Origin of the sequence: Poseidonocella sp. HB161398 (assembly GCF_005870025.1) — a bacterium.
GTDB lineage: Bacteria > Pseudomonadota > Alphaproteobacteria > Rhodobacterales > Rhodobacteraceae > Mangrovicoccus.
Genome location: NZ_VATA01000005.1, coordinates 144,887 through 165,698 on the forward strand (window position 1 = coordinate 144,887; position 20,812 = coordinate 165,698).

Below are 20,812 nucleotides of genomic sequence, written 5' to 3' on the forward strand. Positions count from 1 at the left end.
CAGTCGCCGGGCATGTCCGGATCGAGCCGCCTGCTGCCGCTCCGCAGTCCGGCAGGGGGCCAATAGTGGATTCGTGTCCGTCGTCACGGAGGAACGGGGTCCGGGTTTGGCCGGGACTGCCCCCGGATTTGAGCAGGTCCCGCCGCCTTCAGGACCATTTCCCCGGGCTTTCGGACAGCTCCTTGGCCGAGCACATCTTGCAGCATCCGGCCAGGCGAAACATGTCTGGCGCGGCCTTCCCCGCATTGCCGGAAGCATCGCGGCGTCACGGCCATCTCCGGCGGTTCCGGAGGGCCCGGCGCTCTGGAGGGCAGCTGCCGCCATGCAGCCTCTTGGCGCCGCGGGCGCGGGACAGCGATGACCGGCCGCGGTTTCCGCCTCGCGGCACGGCGACCATTCTCCGGGGGGCCGGGCTCCGCCCGCTCCGGCAGGATGCCCATGCCGTCCCGGCAGGGCCGCAGCGCCCGGGAACTCTCCGGCATCCGCGGCCCGGGCGCCCGTGCCGGAGGCCGGCGCGGGTCCGGCTAGCGCATGAGGTCGGTGACGATGCCGATGGCCTCCAGCACGACCGCCGTGTCGCGGGCCACCCTGTAGACCTCGCCGTCATAGCGGGCATAGCCCTCTCCCGGTGCCAGCGGCGGAAGGCGCCACTTGCCGTAATCGGTGATCCAGACCAGGCCCCCGGGAAGGACCTCGCCGCGGCGGTAGATCTTCTTGAGCTGGCCCGGCGGCAGCCCCGCGGGCTTCTTGGCCAGTCCCGGCGGCGTCCCCGCGGACGCGCCCGGCGGCAGGGTCTGCACCTTGTCCGGCTTCTTGCTGTCCGCCGCCGCCGGCAGGGCCAGCGACAGCGCCAGGAAAAGCATCGCGGCATGATCGGTCTTCATGGTCGTCCTCCTCAGAGTCTCCGGCCTCCGCCGCAAGCGGTCCGGGACACCCGCAGGGTGCCCCTGCGCGCGGCGGTGCCTCAGCCCGGCATGTACCAGATCGGCGAGGTATAGGCGCGCTCCTGCTGCTCCGGCGGCACGTAATCCGGCAGCGGCACGCCGAAGAAGGCCGCGTCATGGGTTGTCCAGCGCGGCGTCGGGATCTCCAGCACCCGGACGTAGTAGAAGGCGCGCTGCGCCGGATCGAAGGCCGGATCCTCCCAGAACGCCTGAAGGAAGGGCGCGCCGATGCTGTTGGAATAGGTCGCGGCGGCGATGTCGACCGTGCTGCCGACGCCGCCCGCGCAGGCGCCGCCCTCGATCGCGCGGGCATCCGAACAGGCGATGTCATGGATGCTTTCATGCAGGGCGCCGGTGGCGTCCAGCCAGCCCTTGACCACCTGCACCCGGTCGAGATTGGCGCCGTCCGGATCGCGCAGCACCTTGACCAGCAGCTGCGGCGGACCGGCTTCGGACCCGCCATGGAGGTCGCCGCCCATCGGCACGCCGGCGGCATAGCCATGGGCCGCGAAATCCGAGCGGTCGAGATCCGCCGGTTCGAACTCCGTCCCGGCAAAGACCCGGATGCGGATGCGCGGACCGGTCGTGGCATAGACCTCCTTGCGCTTCAGCGCGTCCCAGATCGCCGCCCGGCTGTTCTCCCGCGCCCAGACGGCGGTCATGCCGGAGGCGAGCCCCATGCCGTGCACCTGGTCGTCAGAGGGGTCGTCCGGCGTCATCCGGCCGGTGATCGCCTCCTCGAAGCGCACCGGATCGGCGGTCGGCTCCACCATCGGCGCCTTGCCGAAGAAATTCGACTCCTCCGCGGTCGAGAGCCCGGTATGGGAGTCGGTCGAGCCGATCATGCCGAACTTGAACGGGTTCGCCCCCAGTGCCGCCTCGTAGGCCAGCCCGCGCTTCAGCGCCTCGCGGGCATATTCGCGCGGCAGCATCTCCGGCGCCTTCGGCTCCAGCCCGAAGCTGCCCCGGTCCCAGGTGCCGTAATCGGCGAAGGGATCCTCCGGCGACAGGGAGGGATGCGCCTCGCCGTCGCCCTTGATCTGGGTGACCTCGTAGACCGGTTCCCAGCGCATCCGCCGCTCGGCGTAATCCGCGTCGATCGGCGCCCGCCCGGTCAGGGTCACGTCGTCGAACATCAGCCCGTTCGAGAGGTTGCCGTTATGCGGGATCGCCAGCAGCCGCCCGCCGGTCGCCTCCTCGTAGCCCTCCATCCAGGCCCAGAGATCCTCCGGATCCTCGCTGTCATAGGCGGAGAAGGGAACGACGCGGTCCGCCTCGGCCTTGCCGTCCCGGAAGATGACATTGCGGTGCAGGTTGTTTCCCGAGGGTCCGGACGTCCATTCATAGCCGATCAGCGCGGTGAAGCTGCCCGGCGCATTGTGGCGCTCGGCCGCATCGGTCATCCGCTGCCACATCGTGGTGGCCAGGGGGGTGTCCTTCAGCGGATCGCCCGCCCTGTCCTCGCTGACGAAGGCCGCGGCCCAGTAGAGATAGGCCTCGGCCATCGCCTTGCCGTCGCGCGGCGCGAAGACCCGGCTCAGCCCCTCGGCCCAGGCATTGCCCTGCAGCAGCGTGCCGGCCTCGTCGAGCGCGATGTAGAGCCCGAGATTCTCCGCATGATCGGCCACCACCAGGAAATCCAGCGGCCGCGCCAGCCGGGCCGGGATGCCGTTCGAGGAGAGCACCGTCTCGCCCTTGGCGAAGCGGTAGGCGTCGTCGGGCGTGGTGGTGGCGCCCACCAGCCCGGCATCCGCGGAATAGGCGGTGTGCAGATGGGTGTCGCCGAACAGCACCTGGTCGGGATAGTCCCGCTGCAGGTAGGGCGAGTACTGCACGTCCGGTTCCGGCGCCATCCCCACCAGCTCCTGGGCGGCCGCGGGCGGTCCCGCCAGCAATGCCGAGGCCGCGCAGGCCCCGGCCGCGAATGTCCTGAAGGTCGTCATGGTTCCCCCCTCCGCAGGCGCCGCGGTTCTAGAACTTGAAGGTCAGGCCGAGGATCGGCCCGGACTGGGTGACGTCGTAGACCGTGCCGCCTTCCTCGTAGTCGATGTAGAGATGGCGCCAGCCGGCCGAGAGCGCGGCCAGCTCGCTGAAGGCCCAGTTCACCCCGGCGGTCACCGTCCATTCCAGATCGGCCCCCGCGCCGAAGCCGCCGATATCGGCGGAGCCGAAGGCCGTCCATTTCCCCCCCAGCGCATAGCGCCCGGCGATCCCGATGATCAGGTCGGTCCAGTCGTCATCGGTGTCCTTGCGGTAGGTGGCTGCCGCAGTTCGGACCTTGTAGTCGTTCTCGAGGCTCCAGTAGCGGAAGCCGCCATAGACATCGAGATTGTAGCCCGGCGCCGCGGCGACCGTCCGGCCGGCCGCCAGGGCCAGGTTGGCGGTGCGGCTCTCGATCTCGACGCTCTGCACGGTCGGGCCGTTGACGGTCTCCTTCGAGGTCGTCTTCACGGCCGAGCTGTCGAGATAGAAGACCCAGGGCCCGTTGCGCGCGCTGGCGAAGAGGAACAGGCCGTAATCCAGATCCTCCCAGATGTCGCCGAAGGACAGGTCCACGGGCTGGGCCGGAAAGCCCGGTATGGTTCCGAGATCGCCGTCGATCCCGGACATCCAGACATAGGGCGTGACGGTGAATTCCCAGTCTCCGGCCGCGGGCATGGCGCCCGGCAGCTGGACGAGCAGTGCCGCGCAGGCGGAGCACAGGCCTTTCCCGAGGGCAGTCATGTTGCGTCTCCTCTTTTTTTGCGGAGGGGATCGCCGGAGGACCTGCCTGTTCCGCCGCGTTCGGGGGCGGGGAACGGGACCTGCGCCGGATCCGCTCCGGGGAAGCGCCGCCGACCGATGCGGCCGCCCGGCCCCGGCCCGAAGGCCGCGGCCCGGCCGGAGGTCGGGCCCGGCGCTGCCACGATGCTGTACGGAAAACGGGAACCGAGATCACAAGGCTACATTGGTGCAAACGTATATTGAGATATGAATATCATGTCATTGACGTGGATCATGGAACTCCGGGGCCGTGGCCCGCGCCGTCCGGGTCACGGCCCCGGAGAGGTCTCCATCTCCGCGATCAGGTCGGAAAGGCTGTCCTGGCGCAGCTGGATCAGGCCGCGGGACGAATTGTCGAAATCGGCGATCAGGACGATCAGCCCCGCCAGCACCGCTGCGAAGACGCTCATCCGGCCGGGCCGGAGCGACCCGGCCGCCGCCTCGTTCTGCGAGGCGAGGCCGATGCCCAGGGCGGCCAGCAAGACCGTGAAGGCCAGCGCGACGGGCGACATGCGGTCGAAGCCCGCGGCCATCCGCAGGGCATGGGCGTCGATGACGTCGTTCATGGCCTGCACCACCAGCATCTGCACATGTCCCGGAACCTCGCCGGACACCGCCTGCAGCGTGGCGGGCCAGAGCCTGGCCTGTTCGGCCAGCGAGGCCGCGATTTCCTCCAGGGCGAGGTCCATGTCGTTGCGCGCCGCGTCCGACATCACCCGGGTCCGGGCATAGGCCAGCAGCCGGTCCTTCAGGTCGCTGCGGCCGGGCTCGGGCAGGAGGTCGGCCCGCAGGAACGCGGTGCCGATGACGTTGGCCTCGTGGACCAGCGCCGCCTTCCGCGCGTCGATCCGGGTCAGGCAGAAGGAATAGGTGAAGGCCAGCACGAGGCCCAGCAGCGCGAGCAGCGCCCCGACCTCCAGATCGCCCTTGGCGGGCCTGGCGCCGGCCGCTTGCCGCCCGGCGCGGCGCGCGACACGCCGTCCGTTCCAGGCGCCGAGCGCCATGGCGGCCAGCAGGATGGACAGGATGGACAGGGCGAAGACCCAGAGCGGGAGCCCGTAAATCCAGAAGATCATGGCCTTGGCCCTCCGGCACGGGGGGCGCGACAGGCGGCTCTGGCGCTCCCCGGTTGCGATGTGGCGCATCGCCGACCCGCGATGCAGGGAAGTCCGGTCTTCCGTCCGCGGCCGGTGCTCTGCGCGGCCCGTCCGGCTGTCCCGTCCGGCTGCGGCCCCCGGCGCGGCATGGTCCCGCGCGCCGCCGGTCCGCCTGGCATGAATGGCGCCATCTTTCGGTACCGCCCGCCTTGATCGCGGTCAACTCAGGGTTGCGTTTCCGGAAGCGGGATGGCGGTCATGCCTCGCAGCCCGGCCGCACCGCCCGCCGATTGCCGGGAACCGGGGGCGCTCCGGGATGGATCGCGGAGGGCGAAGACGATGCTCGACCGGATCCCGCCCGTCTGGCTGGCCGCAATCGCGGGCAGCTCCGCCGCTCCCGGCGCGGACTGCCTTGCCCGCCATGCTCTCGCGGACCGGGCTGGAAGAGCTCGGCCGCGGGTCCTGCCCGCCGGTCGCGATGGTCGCCGGGACCCCAAGACGGCCCCCGGTGCCGCCACCCCGGTCCCTGCCGGTGGCTGGACCCAGGGCAGGGGGGCCGCGGCGCAGGCGGACAACGCCGTCAGGAAGATCGCCCGTCCCGTCAATGGCACGCGCCATGTCCGAGCGATGGCCTGCGTGACCGACGCGCCCATGGCGCGGAAGGTCCCGGCCTCCGACGGCCCCCAACTCCCGCTCGTGACCTCCGGCCGCGACCATGGCGCGACCGGTCAGCTCTCGACCCGGCAGGACGATTTCGCCACGCGCGGAAACGCGGCTGTCCCGGCGCGCAGGCCGGGGGCGCGGGCCTGCGCCGTTCCCCGCGCGCTCCCTCATGCCGTGGCTCCCGGGCAGATTGCGCGAAGGGCCGAGCATCCGGCATGGGCGGCGGTCATTCAGCTTTGCGTGGCGCGTCGGTTCGCGGGCTCCTGGTCCAGGGCGGAAGCTCGGGCCCGCGCGAGACCATGATACCCGGCAGCCGCGCCGGAACACCGGCGAACAAGGCTCGCGGATCGATCCGGATGAGCACAGCTCGACGGTCGCAGCCGATGGGGCCGCGAGGCCCGCGCCTGCAGCGACGCCCGCGGGGCAGAGGCGCGCGCGCCGGCGCGCCGCAATTCCAGGCCAGGGAAACCGGACACCGCCGGCGGGCCCGGAGCGACCTCCTGCGGATTTGCACGCAACTCGGCCGGGCGCTCTGGCGGAACAGCGCCGGAGGCCGCCGCCGCGGCGGGGGTCCGCATGTGAGCCGGAGCGGGAGAAGTTCCGGGGGCCTTTTCCCCGGCGACGGAATGACCAGCGAGACGTTGCCCGGCCGACAGCCGGAGTCGCGACGGGGCGCGGAACGCCAAGTCGGCGAGGTCCGGATCGGCGTGCGGTCCCGGTCCCGGCATCGCTCGGAGCCGCGCGCGCAGGCGACCTGCGGTCGCCAGGTGATTTGCGCAACGGCACTTTTTCGCACAGCGCCAGGCTTGTGCACGGCCGTTCCGGATGCTGTCATGCGCCTGCATCCCGACCGGAGAGAGTCCCCCATGCAGCTGACCCGAGCGATCCTTCTGTCCGTCCTGCTGCCATGGGCCGCGACGGCACAGGCCCGGGAGCTGTCGCCCGCCGGTCTCGATGCGGTCCGCGAGATCGCGCGCGGCCAGTTCGACGCCCGGGCGCTCAATTCCATGGTCTACGAGCTCCGCATCGACGGCGTGCCGGTGATGACCGAGGCCATGGGCGAAGCGATGGCCGGCGTGCCCGCAACGGTCGACGGCCATTTCCGCAACGGGGCCGTGGCCCTGGCCTATGTCGCGGCGCTGGCCCTGCGCCTTGCCGAAGAGGGGCAGATCGATCTCGACGCCCCGATCGCCCGCTGGCTGCCGGAGCTGCCCGGCGCGGATCAGGCGACGATCCGGATGCTGGCCAACATGACCGCGGGCTACCCGGACCATGTCGCCAATGAAGAGCGCTTCCTGAAGCCGAGTGCCGACGACCCCTTTGCCGCCTGGAGCCCGCGGGAGCTGATCGCGATCAGCCTGTCCGCGCCGCGGCTGTTTGCGCCGGGCACGAACTGGGACTACTCCCATAGCGGCTACGTCATCCTGGGCCAGGTGCTCGAGGCCGCCACGGGCCGCTCCATGCACGACCTGATGCAGGCCTATGTCCTCGATCCGCTCGGGCTGGCCGGGACCTACGGGTTCGACACCGCCGAAATCCCCGCCCCGGTGATCCAGGCCTTCACCGCCGAGCGCGGCGTCTGGGAGGATGCCACCTACTGGAACCCGTCCTGGACCCTGCCGGCCGGGGCCATCCAGGTGACCACGATCTCCGACATGGCGGGCAGCTTCGACAGGATCGTGGGCGTCGACGGCTTCCTCTCTTCCGCCTCGCGGGCGCAGATGATCGACCCGCTGCTGATCGGCTTCGGATCGCCGCTGCCCGGCTGCCCGAACTGCCATGCCCTGACCGAGGCGTTCAATTACGGTCTCGGGGCGATACTGCAGGGGGACTGGGTGTTCCAGACGCCCTCCTTCTCCGGCTACGCCTCTGCCGTCGCCACGCTGCCCGGGGAGCGCGCCGGGAATGGCCGCGTCACCATCGCCGTGGCGGTGACCTACACCCGCGCCTCCTTCGAGGACTGGTCCGGCGCGCTGCCCAATGCCGCGGATCATGCGCTGCGCCTGATCGCCAGGGCGGTGGTGCCCGAGAACCCTCCGCCGATGCGCTAGGGCAGGGCGCGCTTCGACAGGCCCCGACCGTTGACCCGGCCCCGGCGGCATCGCGGCAATCCGGCCCGGCAGGCACGCATGCCGGAGCTTGCCGCGCTCGGGCGCGATCCGCCGACCTTCGACGGCAGGCAGGCGAAGGATAGTTCCGGGATGCGGGCGCCAAGCGCCTGAGCCGGGGGATCAATCGCCGCGAAGGCCGTGGACAGGGGCGCGGCGGTCCTGCGCAGGCGGTTCGGGAGGGCGTCGCCAGGCTGCCGCCGCCATCGAGCGGGGCCTGCCTGCGGGCGGCGTTCCCGCGAATGGCCGGAGCGTCCGCATCCCCGGCTTCCGCTTGCCGGAACATGCGGCCGGGCGCGCCGGGCGGCGGCTCCGGGGAGCGTGGCCTCCGCCGGGAAGCGGTCCCTGCGCCATCGGCGGCGTCGCGGCGGGTCAGTCCCGGCATGCCCGCAGGATGACGTCCCTCAGCCAGCGGTGCATGGCCGAGCTGTTGGTCCGCTGCGTCCAGACCAGAGACAGGCTGAACGCGCCGCGGAACGGGCACTGCCCGATCACCAGCCCGTCCGATATCCGGTCCGCCAGCCGGCGCGGGATGGTGGCCACGAGGTTCGAGCCGGCCAGAAGTTCCGAGAGGGCGGCAGGGCTCGGCACGGTCAGGGTGGGGGCCAGCACGTGCCCGGCCGCCTCGAGTTCCTGGAGATAGGCGGATTTCCAGGTGCCGCCGTAGTCGATCAGAAGATGCTTCAGCGACAGGTATTCCTCGATGCCCAGATTCCTGCCCGCCGCCGGATGGCCGGGATCCGTCAGGCAGATGTATTCCTCGGAAAACAGCCTGCGGGCGTGGAACCCGGATTCGCGGCGCTCGAACGGTCCGAGCAGCACGTCGGCCTCGCGCTCCAGCAGCCGGACATGCCCGTCGCCGAGCGCGCTGGTGACCCGCAGCGACATGTTCGGCGCCTCGGCCCGCAGCGCCGCGACCACGCGCGGGATCAGCAGGATGCGTTCGTAGTAGTTGCAGGCGATGGTCACGGTCCGGGTCGACTGCCCGGGGACGAAGGTCTCGGGCTGGGCCAAGCCGTCGATGATGTCGAGCATTTCGGCCGCGCGCAGGAGCAGCTGCTCGCAGCGCAGCGTCGCCACCTGCCGTCCGCCCTCGGGCACGAAGAGCGGATCATGGAAGCACGCGCGCAGCTTGCCGATCGTGTAGCTGACCGCCGACTGGTTGACGTCGAGATGTTCCGCCGCCCGCGTGAAGGAGCCGAGCCGGTGCACGACCCGCAACGTATTCAGCGCCGCGAAATCAATCGACGCGGGATCCCATTTCCCCTCTGCCATCGTGACCCCATCAAATTCATTGATGCAATATAATAAATCCATCGCATTGATTGGCAATAGCCGGTCCGGTAGCACCACTGCAGGGAGAATTAGGGAGGAAATACATGGCACTCGCGCCACGGGACGAGACCATTACGCTTGCCCAGCTGACAGCCGATCCGTATCCGATCTACCGCAGGTTGCGGTCCGAAAGCCCGGTGCTGCGGGTCGCGGCGGTGGGCCGGACGCTGCTGACCAAGGCGTCGCTGACCAAGGCGGTCAAGGACGATCCGGAGCTTTTCAGCAGCAACGACCCCGCCACGCCGATGCGGCCCGCCTTCCGCGCCCATACGCTGATGCGCAAGGACGGGGCGGAGCACATGGCGGAGCGCACCGCCATCGCGCCGGCGCTGACGCCCAAGCGCATCCAGGCCGACTGGGGCCCGCTCTACGAAAAGCTGGCGGAGGAGTACATCTCGCGGCTGCCGAGGGGCGGGACGGTCGATCTGTTCAAGGCGCTCTGCGGCCCGCTGGCGGCGCGGATCCTCGCCCATATCCTCGGCATCCCCGAGGCCACCGACGACGAGATGCAGCGCTGGTCGCAGGCGCTGATCGACGGCGCCGGGAATTTCGGCTGGGCGCCGGAGCCCTTCGCGGCCTCGGACCGGGCCAATGACGAGATGGACGCCCTGCTGGAGCGGCTGCGGCCGCTGCGGATCGCAGAGCCGGACGGATCGGCCTATTCGGTGATGCTGACGGCAGAGAACCCCGTGCCGCCGAGCCAGATCGCCGCGACTATCAAGATCGCCATCGGCGGCGGCATCAACGAGCCCCGCGACGCGCTGGCCACGGCGCTGTTCGGCCTTCTGGACAATCCCGGCCAGCTCGCCGAGGTGAAGGCGCAGGATGCCTGGGGCAAGGCCTTCGAGGAGGCGATCCGCTGGGTCGCGCCGATCCAGGTCAGCTCGCGGCTGGTGACCCGGGACACCGAGCTGGGCGGCTGCGAAATCCCCGCGGGCGACACGGTGATGACCGTCCAGGCCTCGGCCTGCCGCGACGAGGAGCTCTACGAGAACGGCGAGGAGTTCTTCGTCTTCCGCAAGAAGAACCCGCACCAGGCCTTCGGCAACGGGCCGCATCACTGCGCCGGCGCCCATGTGGCGCGGCGGACCGTGGGCAAAATCATCCTGCCGATGCTCTTCGACCGGTTCCCGGACATGCGGCTGGCGACGCGCGAGGACGTCCAATGGCGGGGCTTCGGCTTCCGCGGCCCGGTCAACCTGCCGGTCGCGCTGAACTGAGCGGCCCGCGGGGGCGCATCCAAGCACAAGGAGGAGGAGAACGATGGTGAAGGTGACCTATGTCGCCCATGACGGCGCGCGCGTGACGGTCGAGGCCGAGCCCGGCGAGAGCGTGATGCAGGCGGCCCTGTCCAACGACGTGGAGGGGATCATCGGCGAATGCGGCGGCGCGATGATGTGCGCCACCTGCCACTGCTATGTCGACGAGGCCTGGGAGGTCGGCGCAGGCGCCCGGGCAGAGGGCGAGGAGGACATGCTGGAAGGCGCGGCATCCGAAGTGACCGGCCGGTCGCGGCTGTCCTGCCAGATCAAGCTGGCGCCGGAGCTCGACGGGCTGGTGGTGCATCTTCCCGAGGAACAGCTGTGACCGCGGACCGCGTCGTCATCGCCGGGGCCGGGCAGGGCGGCCTGCAGGCCGCGATCAGCCTGCGGCAGGCCGGGTTCGGCGGCGCCATCACCCTGGTCGGCGCGGAGCCGGGGCTGCCCTATCAGCGGCCGCCCCTGTCCAAGGCCTACCTCCCCGCCGGCAAGGCGGAGGCGCTGGTCCTGCGGCCCGCGAGCTTCTTCGCGTCGAAGGACATCGCCTACCTGCCCGGGACCGTGGTGGAGGAGATCGACCGCAATGCCGGCGAGCTCCGCCTTGCGGGCCCCGATGCGCCGAAGCGGCTGGGCTACGGCCATCTGATCCTGGCCACCGGCACGCGGAACCTGCGGCCGCCGGTCGATGGGCTGGAGCATGCCTGCGGGCTGCGCACCCTCGCGGATGCGGACCGCCTGCGCGCCCGGCTGGCCACGCCGCAGCGGATCGCCGTGATCGGCGGCGGCTTCATCGGGCTGGAATTCGCCGCGGTAGCGCGGAAGCTCGGCCATGCGGTCGAGGTGATCGAGGCGGCGCCGCGGCTGATGGCGCGCGCGGTGTCGGCGCTGACCGCCGAGCGCTTCGCGCGCTGGCACCGGGCCGCCGGAACCGGGCTGCATCTGGGGACCGCAGCGGCCTCTGTCGATGCCGGCGGCGTCAGCCTGGCGGACGGGCGGCGCATCGATGCGGGGTTCGTCCTGCTCGCGGCGGGCGTGCGTCCGAATGCCGAGCTGGCCGGGGCCGCCGGGCTCGAGACCGGCAACGGCATCCGGGTCGACGCGCAGCTTCTGACCTCGGACCCGCAGATCTCGGCCCTCGGCGACTGCGCGTGCTTCCCGGATCCGCGCAGCGGCCGGATGGTGCGGCTGGAAAGCGTCCAGGCCGCGACCGACCATGCCCGGCTTATCGCGCTCCGGCTGGCGAAAGGCGCCGCGGAGCCCTATGCGGCGCTGCCCTGGTTCTGGTCGGACCAGGGGGATCTGAAACTGCAGATCGCAGGGCTCGCCGGACCGGAGGCCAGGGAGGAAGCCGTCGCCGACGGCGTGGTGGCCCGGTTCGACGCGCAGGGCCTGGCGGCGGTGGAAACCGTCGGCCGCCCGGCCATCCACATGAAGGCGCGCAAGCTGCTCGCGGCGGAGGCGCCCGCGACGCTCGACGTGCTCAGGGACGTTGCCGCCGCCTGAGCGGACCAAGCGGCCGGCCCCGGAGAACAGGCCGGGCGGCCGGTTTCACAGACGACCAAGGGAGGAAACCATGAACATCACGACCATCGCCCATGCGGCGGGCCTTTCCGCGATCCTCGCCGGCACGGCCGGCGCCGAAGAGCTGAAATACGCCAACTGGGCCCCGCCCATGCACACCATCACGGCCGCCCAGATCGAGCCCCTGGCCCGGGCGCTCGACGAGGGCACCGGCGGCGCGGTGACGCTGCGCGGCTTCCATGGCGGCGAGCTGGGCGCCGGGCCTGCGGACCAGTTCGTGCGCGTGGTGCAGGGCACGGCCGACATGGGCTGGGGGCTGCACGGCTATACCTCGTCGCAGTTTCCCAAGAGCCTCGTGCTGGAACTGCCGGGCGCGCTGCCGCTCGACCAGCCGGGCTACGAGGCCCTGTGGCGCGCCTTCGACGGCGAGCTGAAGCAGGAATACCCGATGACCGAGGTGATCGCGCTCTGGGGGTCGGAGCCGAACATCCTGATGATGCGCGACAAGACTGTCCGCGCGCCCGCGGATCTCGAGGGGCTGAAGATCCGCGTGGCCGGCGCGATCTCGGCCGCGGCGATGGAGGCGCTCGGCGCGACGCCGGTGCAGATCCCGATGACCCAGGTCTATAACGGCCTTCAGACCGGGCTGATCGACGGGCTGGTCAGCGGCGCCTCGGTGCTGTCCGACTTCAAGCTGGACGAGGTCGTGGGCACGGTCACGACGGGGCCGAATTTCGGCCGGCTGACCTTCTACACGGTGATGAACGCGAAGGCCTATGACAAGCTGCCCGGCGAGGCCCGGGCGGCGCTCGACGCGATCAAGGGCGCGCCGATCTCGGAGATGACCGAAACCGCCTGGGTCGCCACGGCGCAGAAGGCGCTGGAGGCGGCCCGGGCCTCGGACGACACCGAGGTGATCGACCTCGCGGGTGCCGGGGCCAGGGCCTTCGACGACGCGTTGGCGCAGGTGACGGATGCCTATGTGGCGCGGGAGAATGCCGGGGCGGCGCTGGCCGCGATGCGGGGCGAATGATGGCCGCCCTGCTGCGCTCCGTGACGGACAGGCTCATCGGCCTGTCCGCCATCCTCGGCACGCTCGCGCTCCTGTGGGTCGTGGCGGTGATCGTGGCCGACGTGGCCGGCCGCAATTTCGGGCATCCGGTCTACGGGTCCCAGGACCTGATCACCACCTCGATGGTGATCATCGTCTTCGGCGGCATGGCGCTCTGCGACCGCGAGGACGGCCATATCGTCGTCGACATCTTCGAGAAGGCCTTCTCTGCCGGGCTGAACCGCAGGATCGACATATTCTCGGGCCTGCTCGGCGCGGCGATCTTCGCGCTGATCGCGGTCACCGTGGCCCAGAGCGCGGGGCTGAGCCGGATGCTGAACCTTTCGACCAACCTGCTGCGCCTGCCCACGGCCTGGTTCCAGTACGCGCTCAGCGGCCTCTCGGCCATTGGCGCGCTGGCAATGCTGGTGCGCGCGCTGGCGCTCTTCGGTAGCCGCGGCTTCGAGCACCATCCGGAAAGGGACGTGCTATGAGCCCGGTTCTCGTCGGCAGCGCCGGGCTCGGGCTGCTCCTGATCCTGGTGCTGGCGCGGATCCCGGTGGCCTTCGCCATGTTCGCGGTGGGGTTCTGCGGTATCTGGATCCTCAACGGCCTGCAGGCGGCCACCGGCCTGCTGGCCTCCGAGACCTATGCGCTGGCCTCGAATTCCGAGCTGATCGTGGTGCCGCTGTTCATCCTGATGGGGAACGTCGCCAGCGTCACCGGCATGAGCCGCCGCCTCTACGACGCGGCCTATGCCACCATCGGGCAGGTCCGCGGCGGGCTCGCCTCGGCCACGGTGATCGGCTGCGGCGGCTTCGCCGCGCTCTCGGGCTCCTCGGTGGCCTCGGCGCTGACCATGGGGCGCACCGCGCTCGCCGAGATGGACCGCTTCGGCTACTGCCCGCGGCTGTCGACCGGGGTGGTGGCCGCGGGCGGCACGCTCGGCATCCTGATCCCGCCCTCCACCGGCTTCGTGATCTACGCGATCCTCACCGAGCAGAGCATCGGCCGGCTGTTCATGGCGGGCATCCTGCCGGGGCTGCTGCTGCTGTCGGCGTTCCTGCTGACGGTGACGCTGCTCTGCACGATCTGGCCCGGGAAGGGACCGCGCGGACCGGCGACAAGCCTTGCCGGGATGCGCCGGGCCTTCGCCGGCGCGGTGCCGATCCTCGGCGTGGTGGTGGTGACCATCGGCGGCATCTATTCGGGGGTCTTCTCGCCCACCGAGGCGGCCGGGGTCGGCGCGGCGCTGGTCATCGTCATCGGCGCGGTCGGCGGCACGCTGACGCTGCGCAGCTTCTGGGAGGCGGCCCGCAGCAGCATCGTCACCACCGCCTCGGTGATGCTGATCCTGATCGCGGCACATCTGGTCAACCCGTTCGTGGCGCTCAGCCACCTGCCGGCCGAGGTTAGCCGCCTCTTGGTCACGCTCGACCTCGGGACCTATGGCACCCTGACCCTGATCCTGGCGATCTACCTGGTGCTCGGCTGCTTCCTCGAGGGGCTGGCGATGCTGGTCCTGACCTTGCCGATCTTCCTGCCGGTGATCCTGTCGCTGGGCATCGATCCGATCTGGTTCGGCGTTCTGGTGGTGCTAACGCTGGAGATGGGCCTGATCTCGCCGCCGGTGGGCATCAACGTCTTCATCGTGAAATCGGTGGCTCGGGATGTCGAGCTGCTCGACATCTTCCGGGGGGTGCTGCCGTTCTGGATCGCCATGCTCGGGACGCTGGTGCTGCTGGTCCTGGTCCCGCAGCTGTCGCTGTGGCTGCCGGGAATGATGTAGCCGTCCGCCACCAGGGAGAGCCCGGCGCCGTCCGGAGAGATGCAGCCCCCGGAGGCCGGATCCGCCCGGCCTCCGGGGCCATTGCGCACCGGTGCCGCGCCCGCTCCGGAGCAGAGAATGCATGGTTGCGCTGCCCTCTGCGGACCAGAACTATTCCGAAGGAGGGCGTCCGGGCCAGGGACGGGACCGGCTGGAAGAGGCCGGAGGTGCCCCAAGCGAACTCCTGGCCAATGACGGCTGCATGCGGCCGGGCGCCGGTCGCGGGATGGCGGAGGATCGCCGGAGGGTCCCGCCTCCGGACCGGTGGCGCAGGGCCCTGGTCGCGGCCCGGGCCTCCGGGACGGGAGACCCTGCTCGCGCCCTGGCAGGCCGGCAGGTCTTCCCTTCGCTCTGCGGAGCGCGCCTGTCCGGGGCTCCGCGCGGCTTGGGGCGCAGCAAAAAGAGGCGCGAACATTTCCGGAAAAATGCAACCGAAGGTTGACATGGCGCATTGCGGGACTCGCCACGTGGCCCTTCCATTGCCGCAGAACAAACGGAGGCCAACCTTCCGCGATGCGCCAAACCTGCATCCCGGAAGCTCCGGCAAGGGGAGGACGTCGGAAATGTCGAAGATAGCCAGGAGCCGTGCCGCGTTCATCGCGCTGGCAGGCGCGCTGCCAGCCGTGCTGGGAACCGGAAGCCCGGGCGCGGCGCAGGACAATGTCGGGATCGCCGGGGCGGCGACCCGCGAGAATGTTGCCGTCGCCGCCGCGCCGCGGCCCTATTCGCCCTATGCCGACCGGAATTTCCCCACGCGCCCGTTCTTCGGCGACACGCATCTGCACACGGCCTATTCGATGGATGCCGGGGCGTTCGGCGCGCGCCTGACGCCCCGCGATGCCTACCGGTTCGCCTCCGGGGAGCAGGTCACCTCGAATACCGGGCAGCCGGTGCGCCTGTCGCGTCCGCTCGATTTCCTGGTCGTGGCCGACCATTCCGACAACATGGGGTTCTTCCCGGACCTCTTTGCCGGCAAGTCCAGCGTCCTGGCCGATCCGACGGGGCGGAAATGGTACGACATGATCAAGTCCGGCAAGGGCAATGACGCCGCGATGGAGATCATCGTTGCCTTCTCGCACAATGCCTTCCCGGAGGATCTGATGTACCTGCCGGGCAGCCAGGGCTACAAGAATGCCTGGCAGGAGACGATCGACGCGGCCGAGGCGTTCAACGATCCGGGCACCTTCACGGCCTTCATCGGCTATGAATGGACCTCGAATACCGGCGGCAACAACCTGCACCGCAATGTCATCTTCCGCGACGGCGGCGACAGGGCCGGGCTGGTCCAGCCCTTCACGGTCTATCCGCCCTTCGGCAGCGACAATCCCGAGAAGCTCTGGGACTGGATGGCAGATTACGAGGAGAAGACCAGCGGCAGCGTGCTTGCCATTCCGCATAACGGCAATCTGAGCAACGGCATCATGTTCCCGGTCGAGCAGGCCTTCGGCAAGGCGCTCGATGCCGATTACGTCCGGACGCGGGCGAAATGGGAGCCGCTCTACGAGGTGACCCAGACCAAGGGCACGGGCGAGGCGCATCCGTTCCTGTCTCCGAATGACGAATTCGCGGATTTCGAGCTGTGGGACAAGGGCAACCTCGATGGCAGCGTCGCCAAGGCCGACGACATGCTGCAATACGAGTACGCCCGGCAGGCGCTGAAGAACGGGCTGCTGCTGGAGGACAGGCTGGGCACCAACCCCTACAAGTTCGGCATGATCGGCAGCTCGGACGCCCATACCGGGCTGGCGGCCATGGCCGAGGACAACTTCTTCGGCAAGACCGTGCCGCAGGAACCGGGGCCGGACCGGATCAGGGCCGTCTTCGTCGACAACAAGGCGACCGGCGTCCAGATTTTCGACTGGGAGGTCGGCGCCTCGGGCTATGCCGCGGTCTGGGCCGAGGAGAACACCCGGGCCTCGATCTGGGACGCGATGCAGCGGCGCGAGACCTACGGGACGACCGGACCGCGCATGATCGTGCGCTTCTTCGGCGGATGGGAGTTCGCCGCGGCGGATGCGCAGGACCGGACCCCGGCGACGATCGGCTATGCCAAGGGCGTGCCGATGGGGGGCGACCTTGCGGCGATGCCCGAGGGCGCGTCCGCGCCGAGCTTCCTGGTGGCCGCGCTGCGCGACCCGGTCGGCGGGAATCTCGACCGGATCCAGATCGTGAAGGGCTGGATGGACGGCAGCGGCGCGCTGCAGGAGCAGGTCTACGACGTCGTCTGGTCCGGCGACCGCGCGCCGGACCCGGAAACGGGACGGCTCCCGCCGGTGGGCGATACCGTGGATGCGGCGACGGCGACCTACGGCAACTCGATCGGCGCGCCCGAGCTGGCGGCGGTCTGGACCGATCCGGAGTTCGATCCGGCGCAGGCGGCCTTCTACTATGCCCGTGTGCTCGAGATCCCGACGCCGCGCTGGACCGCCTATGACGCGGCGCGCTTCGGCACCGACCCTCTGGAGGGCACCCGGATGACCATCGTCGAGCGCGCCTATACCGCGCCGATCTGGTATTCCCCGCAGGGCTAGGCCGCGGTCGGCCGATTGCGCCTTGCGTGACGGGTCCGGGGGCCGCCGGCATGGATGCGGGCGCCGGGTCCGCCCCGGGGCGCCGGGGGCGGCAGGATGCTGAAAAAGTCCGTTTGGCCGAGGCGCTCGGGGGCAAGACTGGAACAATCGTCCTGAAAGCGGCTGGACTTGGCTATCCCTGAAGAAATCACCTGACCGGATCCGGAACGAATTCCTCCACGGCGAGGCCCTGGACTCCTTTTTCAGCAGCCTGCTAGAGCCCGAGCCCGGCGGACTCGGCGTTGCGGATGAAGTCCATGCCCTGCTCGATGTCGCTGCGCAGCGCGGCGGCGAAGCCGTCGCAGTCGCGGCGGGTCAGCGCATCGGTCGCCTGCTTGTGGAAGTCGGCGGCCATCTCCTGCGCGCGGTACTGTCCGGCGATGTAGCGCATGGACGGGCCCGACTGCAGCCAGAGGATCTCGATCAGCCGGAACAGGACCGGCGCGTCGGCCTTGCGGTAGATATGGAAGTGGAAGTCGAAGTTCGCGACCATGTAGGCGTCGATATCGCCTGCCTCGATCGCGCGGTTGACCGCCATGTCATGCCCGATCAGCGTGTCGAGGTCGTTCTGCGACAGCGCCGGAAAGGCGCGGCCGGCCGTCTCGGGTTCCAGCTGCATGCGGGCGAACAGGATGTCGCGATGGTTGGCGAGGCTCAGCCGGGGCACCTCGATCGTCCGGCTGTCGGCGAAGCAGAGCGCGCCCTCGGCGACGAGCCGCCGGACCGCATCGCGCACCGGAATCACGCTGACGCCTTCCTCCTGGGCCAGCGCCCGGATCGAGACGCGGTCCCCGGGCAGGAAGCGTCCCTCCCAGATTCGCCGCCTCAGTTTCGCATGCAGCACATCTGCTGACGTATTGGGGCGAAATTCGCTCATATTTTCATCAATCTTCGCTGCTTTCGGTAGGTCATGTTATATGACCAGTTTCACTGATATAACACAAGGCCCATGTTTTATAACACATGACCGTGCCACTGGATTTGACCGCATGACCGCCTTCGACCCGATCGAGACTCTTCCGGCCCGCCCGCCCTTCCTTCTGGCGGCGCATTGCGACCTGAACGGCGTGCTGCGCGGCAAGCGGCTGCCAGCGGCGCAGGCGCGAAAGCTCGTCGACAAGGGCATGCGGATGCCGATGTCCTCGATCGGCGTCGACATCTGGGGAACGGACGTCGCGGGCAGCCCGCTCTTCGAGGCGGGGGATCTCGACGGGGTGGTGGAACCGACCGGGCGCGGGCCGTTGCCGATCGACTGGACGGGCAGCGGCGGCGCCTTCCTGCCGATGTGGATGCGCCGCGAGAGCGGGGCGCCCTTCTTCGGCGATCCGCGGCGGGTGCTGGCCGGGATCCTGGCGCGCTTCGCAGCGGCCGGGCTAACGCCGGTCGTGGCGCTCGAGCTGGAATTCCACCTGGTCCGCCCCGGCACGGAGGGCGCGCCGCAGCCGGTCGGCGCGCTGCCCGCGGCCCATCCCGGGGCAGGGGACACGATCTACAGCCTCGACGAGCTGGGCCAGGCCGCGCCCTTCCTCGATGCCGTCTACGAAAGCGCGGAGGCCTGCGGGATCGCGCTGGAGGCGGTGACCTCGGAAAGCGGTCCCGGCCAGTTCGAGTTCAACCTCGTCCATTCCGCCGACGCGCTGCGGCAGGGCGATGACGCGGTGTATCTCAAGCAGATCATCCGCAATGCCGCGCGCGCCCATGGCATGGCGGCGACCTTCATGGCCAAGCCCTACATGGCCCATGCCGGGAACGGGATGCACATGCATTTCAGCCTGCTGGACGGGGCGGGCCGCAATGTCTTCGACGATGGCGGGCCGGAGGGCACGCCGGTGATGCGCCATGCGGTGGCGGGGCTGCTCGAGGCGCTGCGCGACACGGCGCTGGTCTTCGCGCCGCACCGCAATTCGGCAAAGCGGCTGCGGCCCGGCACGCTCGCGCCGGTCAGCGCCTCCTGGGGCTACGAGAACCGCACGGCGGCGATCCGCATTCCCGGCGGCGATCCGGCCGCGCGGCGGATCGAGCACCGGCTGGCCGGGGCGGATGCCAATCCCTACCTGGTGATCGCCGCCGTGCTGGCGGCCGCGCTGCGGGGCATCGGGGCCGGGCAGGAACCGGCGCCGCGCGAGGACAACAATGTCGGCGACGCCGGGCAGGCGGCGATCCCGCCCGACTGGCGGCAGATGATCGACGCCTTCGCGGCGAGCCCGCTCTGCGCCGCGCTCTTCCCGGCCGAGTTCATTGCGATGTTCACCGCCTGCAAGCGGCAGGAGCTGGCGGTGTTCGAGGCCGAGATCTCCGCGCTCGAATACCATAGCTACCTGCGGACGGTGTGACCGGACCATGACGCTTGCCCATGCCTCTTCCTACTACGCGGCGACGGCCCGCCGCTATGATCCGTTCCCGGCGCTCGAAGGCGCCGCCGAGGCCGATGTCGCGGTGGTCGGCGCCGGCTTCACCGGCATCAATGCCGCCATCGAGCTGGCCGGGCGGGGGCTGCGCGTCGTGCTTCTGGAGGCCAACAGCATCGGCTGGGGCGCTACCGGGCGCAATGGCGGGCAGATCACCGGATCGCTGTCGGGCGACGCGGCCATGGCGCGCGAATTCCGCCGCTCGCTCGGCGCGGGGGCGGCGGACTACATCTGGGAGCTGCGCTGGCGCGGCCACCGGATCATCCGCGAGCGCGTCGCGCGCTTCGGCATCGACTGCGACCTCAAGCACGGCCATCTGCAGGCGGCGATGACGCCGAAGCACGAGGCGGCGCTGAGGGCGCTCGCGCGCACCGCCGAGGCGCAGGGCATGGGGGACGAGGTCCGCTATGCCGAGGGCGAGGAGCTGCGCAGCCTGATCGAGGTGCCGCTCTATACCGGCGGCGTGCTGAACATGCGCAACATGCATGTCCACTCGCTGAACCTCGCCATCGGCGAGGCGCAGGCGGCGGCCTCTCTGGGTGTGCGGATCTTCGAGCGGACCCGCGTGACCGGCATCCGCCATGGCCGCCGCCCGGTGCTGGAGACCGAAGCGGGGCGCGTCACCTGCGATACCGTCCTGCTGGCCGGGAACGCCTATCACCGGCTGGCCCAGGGGCGGATGCGCGGCGCGCTCTTCCCGGCGGCGCTCGGCATCGTCGCGACCGAGCCTTTGCCCGAGGAGGTCGCGCGCAGGATCAACCCGCGGGACATCGCGGTCTATGACGACCGCTTCGTGCTCGACTACCACCGGCTGACCGCCGACCGGCGGCTGATCTTCGGCGGCGGCACCAACTATTCGGGCCGCGCCACCCGCGACATCGCCGCCGAGCTGCGCCCCGCGCTCGAGCGCACCTATCCGCGGCTCAGGGGCGTCGGCATCGCGTTCCAGTGGTCGGGGCAGGACGGGATCATCCCCAACCGCATCCCGCATCTGGGGCGCATCCGGCCGAATGTCTTCTTCGCCGAGGGCTATTCCGGCCACGGCATCGCGACCAGCCATATCGTCGCCGGCATCATGGCCGAGGCGATCACCGGCACGATGGGCGAATTCGACGTGTTCGATGCGGTGCGGCGGCTGCGGCTGCCGGCCGGCCAATGGGCGGCCCACCAGGCCCTGGCCCTTGGCATGTGGTACTACACGCTCCGCGAAAGGCTGGCCTGAGCGGGACGAGACGACCTGGAAGAGTGACGGAGCCCCCTCAAGA

The 20,812-nt window shown here is 70.2% G+C and carries 16 protein-coding genes; 10 read left to right on the plus strand and 6 right to left on the minus strand.

The window, feature by feature from the left end; genetic code table 11:
- Window positions 1-524: 524 nt before the first annotated feature.
- From FGX59_RS06430 to FGX59_RS06445, 4 genes are all read right to left on the minus strand, one after another.
- Complete coding sequence (locus tag FGX59_RS06430; RefSeq protein ID WP_138465697.1) at window positions 525-884, minus strand: RcnB family protein; 360 nt, start codon at window positions 882-884, stop codon at window positions 525-527.
- A gap of 80 nt (window positions 885-964) precedes the next feature.
- Window positions 965-2,887 carry a DUF3604 domain-containing protein gene (locus FGX59_RS06435; protein ID WP_138465698.1) on the minus strand — a complete coding sequence of 641 codons (1,923 nt, stop codon included), beginning with the start codon at window positions 2,885-2,887 and terminating at the stop codon, window positions 965-967.
- A 28-nt stretch (window positions 2,888-2,915) separates the two neighbouring features.
- Window positions 2,916-3,668 carry a hypothetical protein gene (locus tag FGX59_RS06440; RefSeq protein ID WP_138465699.1) on the minus strand — a complete coding sequence of 251 codons (753 nt, stop codon included), beginning with the start codon at window positions 3,666-3,668 and terminating at the stop codon, window positions 2,916-2,918.
- Window positions 3,669-3,976: 308 nt separating this feature from the next.
- Window positions 3,977-4,783 carry a hypothetical protein gene (locus FGX59_RS06445; RefSeq protein ID WP_138465700.1) on the minus strand — a complete coding sequence of 269 codons (807 nt, stop codon included), beginning with the start codon at window positions 4,781-4,783 and terminating at the stop codon, window positions 3,977-3,979.
- 1,550 nt (window positions 4,784-6,333) lie between these two features.
- Here FGX59_RS06445 and FGX59_RS37500 point away from each other — a divergent pair.
- Window positions 6,334-7,518 (plus strand): serine hydrolase, encoded by a 1,185-nt coding sequence (locus FGX59_RS37500; protein WP_171060538.1) that lies wholly within the window; start codon window positions 6,334-6,336, stop codon window positions 7,516-7,518.
- A gap of 429 nt (window positions 7,519-7,947) precedes the next feature.
- On the opposite strand, the gene FGX59_RS06455 is transcribed toward FGX59_RS37500, so the two are convergent.
- Window positions 7,948-8,850 carry a LysR family transcriptional regulator gene (locus FGX59_RS06455; protein ID WP_138465702.1) on the minus strand — a complete coding sequence of 301 codons (903 nt, stop codon included), beginning with the start codon at window positions 8,848-8,850 and terminating at the stop codon, window positions 7,948-7,950.
- A 104-nt stretch (window positions 8,851-8,954) separates the two neighbouring features.
- Here FGX59_RS06455 and FGX59_RS06460 point away from each other — a divergent pair, with 104 nt between their 5' ends.
- The 7 genes from FGX59_RS06460 (at window position 8,955) to FGX59_RS06490 (ending at window position 17,100) form a co-directional block, all read left to right on the plus strand.
- Complete coding sequence (locus FGX59_RS06460; protein ID WP_138465703.1) at window positions 8,955-10,130, plus strand: cytochrome P450; 1,176 nt, start codon at window positions 8,955-8,957, stop codon at window positions 10,128-10,130.
- Window positions 10,131-10,173: 43 nt separating this feature from the next.
- Window positions 10,174-10,497: a 2Fe-2S iron-sulfur cluster-binding protein gene (locus FGX59_RS06465; protein WP_138465704.1), complete on the plus strand. Its 324-nt coding sequence runs from the start codon at window positions 10,174-10,176 to the stop codon at window positions 10,495-10,497.
- Window positions 10,494-11,672, plus strand: coding sequence for an NAD(P)/FAD-dependent oxidoreductase (locus FGX59_RS06470; protein WP_138465705.1), 1,179 nt, complete (start codon window positions 10,494-10,496; stop codon window positions 11,670-11,672). Before FGX59_RS06465 ends, FGX59_RS06470 begins: the two co-directional genes overlap by 4 nt.
- Window positions 11,673-11,742: 70 nt before the next feature.
- Complete coding sequence (locus FGX59_RS06475) at window positions 11,743-12,723, plus strand: TRAP transporter substrate-binding protein (RefSeq protein ID WP_138465706.1); 981 nt, start codon at window positions 11,743-11,745, stop codon at window positions 12,721-12,723.
- Window positions 12,723-13,235: a TRAP transporter small permease gene (locus FGX59_RS06480; RefSeq protein ID WP_138465751.1), complete on the plus strand. Its 513-nt coding sequence runs from the start codon at window positions 12,723-12,725 to the stop codon at window positions 13,233-13,235. Before FGX59_RS06475 ends, FGX59_RS06480 begins: the two co-directional genes overlap by 1 nt.
- On the plus strand, window positions 13,232-14,530 hold the full coding sequence (locus FGX59_RS06485; RefSeq protein WP_138465707.1) for a TRAP transporter large permease: 1,299 nt from the start codon (window positions 13,232-13,234) through the stop codon (window positions 14,528-14,530). The genes FGX59_RS06480 and FGX59_RS06485 overlap by 4 nt, the downstream gene beginning before the upstream one ends.
- A 602-nt stretch (window positions 14,531-15,132) precedes the next feature.
- Complete coding sequence (locus FGX59_RS06490) at window positions 15,133-17,100, plus strand: DUF3604 domain-containing protein (protein WP_138465708.1); 1,968 nt, start codon at window positions 15,133-15,135, stop codon at window positions 17,098-17,100.
- 253 nt (window positions 17,101-17,353) lie between these two features.
- Here the strand turns inward: FGX59_RS06490 and FGX59_RS06495 are convergent, their stop codons facing one another.
- The gene (locus FGX59_RS06495) at window positions 17,354-18,016 is read right to left on the minus strand and encodes a GntR family transcriptional regulator (protein WP_138465709.1); all 663 of its coding nucleotides are present in this window, start codon (window positions 18,014-18,016) and stop codon (window positions 17,354-17,356) included.
- A gap of 112 nt (window positions 18,017-18,128) precedes the next feature.
- On the opposite strand from FGX59_RS06495, the gene FGX59_RS06500 reads away from it, so the two are divergent.
- Together FGX59_RS06500 and FGX59_RS06505 are read left to right on the plus strand one after the other, a co-directional pair.
- The gene (locus tag FGX59_RS06500) at window positions 18,129-19,472 is read left to right on the plus strand and encodes a glutamine synthetase family protein (RefSeq protein WP_138465710.1); all 1,344 of its coding nucleotides are present in this window, start codon (window positions 18,129-18,131) and stop codon (window positions 19,470-19,472) included.
- Between the two features lie 7 nt (window positions 19,473-19,479).
- Window positions 19,480-20,769, plus strand: coding sequence for an FAD-binding oxidoreductase (locus tag FGX59_RS06505; RefSeq protein WP_138465711.1), 1,290 nt, complete (start codon window positions 19,480-19,482; stop codon window positions 20,767-20,769).
- Window positions 20,770-20,812: the final 43 nt, after the last annotated feature.

What these genes read in the sequence shown, in the direction of transcription:
- FGX59_RS06440 (WP_138465699.1), bottom strand. Translation starts at nt 3,668, where the DNA reads ATGACTGCCCTCGGGAAAGGCCTGTGCTCCGCCTGCGCGGCACTGCTC.
- FGX59_RS06435 (WP_138465698.1), bottom strand. Translation starts at nt 2,887, where the DNA reads ATGACGACCTTCAGGACATTCGCGGCCGGGGCCTGCGCGGCCTCGGCA.
- FGX59_RS06455 (WP_138465702.1), bottom strand. Translation starts at nt 8,850, where the DNA reads ATGGCAGAGGGGAAATGGGATCCCGCGTCGATTGATTTCGCGGCGCTG.
- FGX59_RS06475 (WP_138465706.1), top strand. Translation starts at nt 11,743, where the DNA reads ATGAACATCACGACCATCGCCCATGCGGCGGGCCTTTCCGCGATCCTC.
- FGX59_RS06490 (WP_138465708.1), top strand. Translation starts at nt 15,133, where the DNA reads ATGTCGAAGATAGCCAGGAGCCGTGCCGCGTTCATCGCGCTGGCAGGC.
- FGX59_RS37500 (WP_171060538.1), top strand. Translation starts at nt 6,334, where the DNA reads ATGCAGCTGACCCGAGCGATCCTTCTGTCCGTCCTGCTGCCATGGGCC.
- FGX59_RS06445 (WP_138465700.1), bottom strand. Translation starts at nt 4,783, where the DNA reads ATGATCTTCTGGATTTACGGGCTCCCGCTCTGGGTCTTCGCCCTGTCC.
- FGX59_RS06495 (WP_138465709.1), bottom strand. Translation starts at nt 18,016, where the DNA reads ATGAGCGAATTTCGCCCCAATACGTCAGCAGATGTGCTGCATGCGAAA.
- FGX59_RS06460 (WP_138465703.1), top strand. Translation starts at nt 8,955, where the DNA reads ATGGCACTCGCGCCACGGGACGAGACCATTACGCTTGCCCAGCTGACA.
- FGX59_RS06500 (WP_138465710.1), top strand. Translation starts at nt 18,129, where the DNA reads ATGACCGCCTTCGACCCGATCGAGACTCTTCCGGCCCGCCCGCCCTTC.
- FGX59_RS06505 (WP_138465711.1), top strand. Translation starts at nt 19,480, where the DNA reads ATGACGCTTGCCCATGCCTCTTCCTACTACGCGGCGACGGCCCGCCGC.
- FGX59_RS06485 (WP_138465707.1), top strand. Translation starts at nt 13,232, where the DNA reads ATGAGCCCGGTTCTCGTCGGCAGCGCCGGGCTCGGGCTGCTCCTGATC.
- FGX59_RS06480 (WP_138465751.1), top strand. Translation starts at nt 12,723, where the DNA reads ATGGCCGCCCTGCTGCGCTCCGTGACGGACAGGCTCATCGGCCTGTCC.
- FGX59_RS06430 (WP_138465697.1), bottom strand. Translation starts at nt 884, where the DNA reads ATGAAGACCGATCATGCCGCGATGCTTTTCCTGGCGCTGTCGCTGGCC.
- FGX59_RS06465 (WP_138465704.1), top strand. Translation starts at nt 10,174, where the DNA reads ATGGTGAAGGTGACCTATGTCGCCCATGACGGCGCGCGCGTGACGGTC.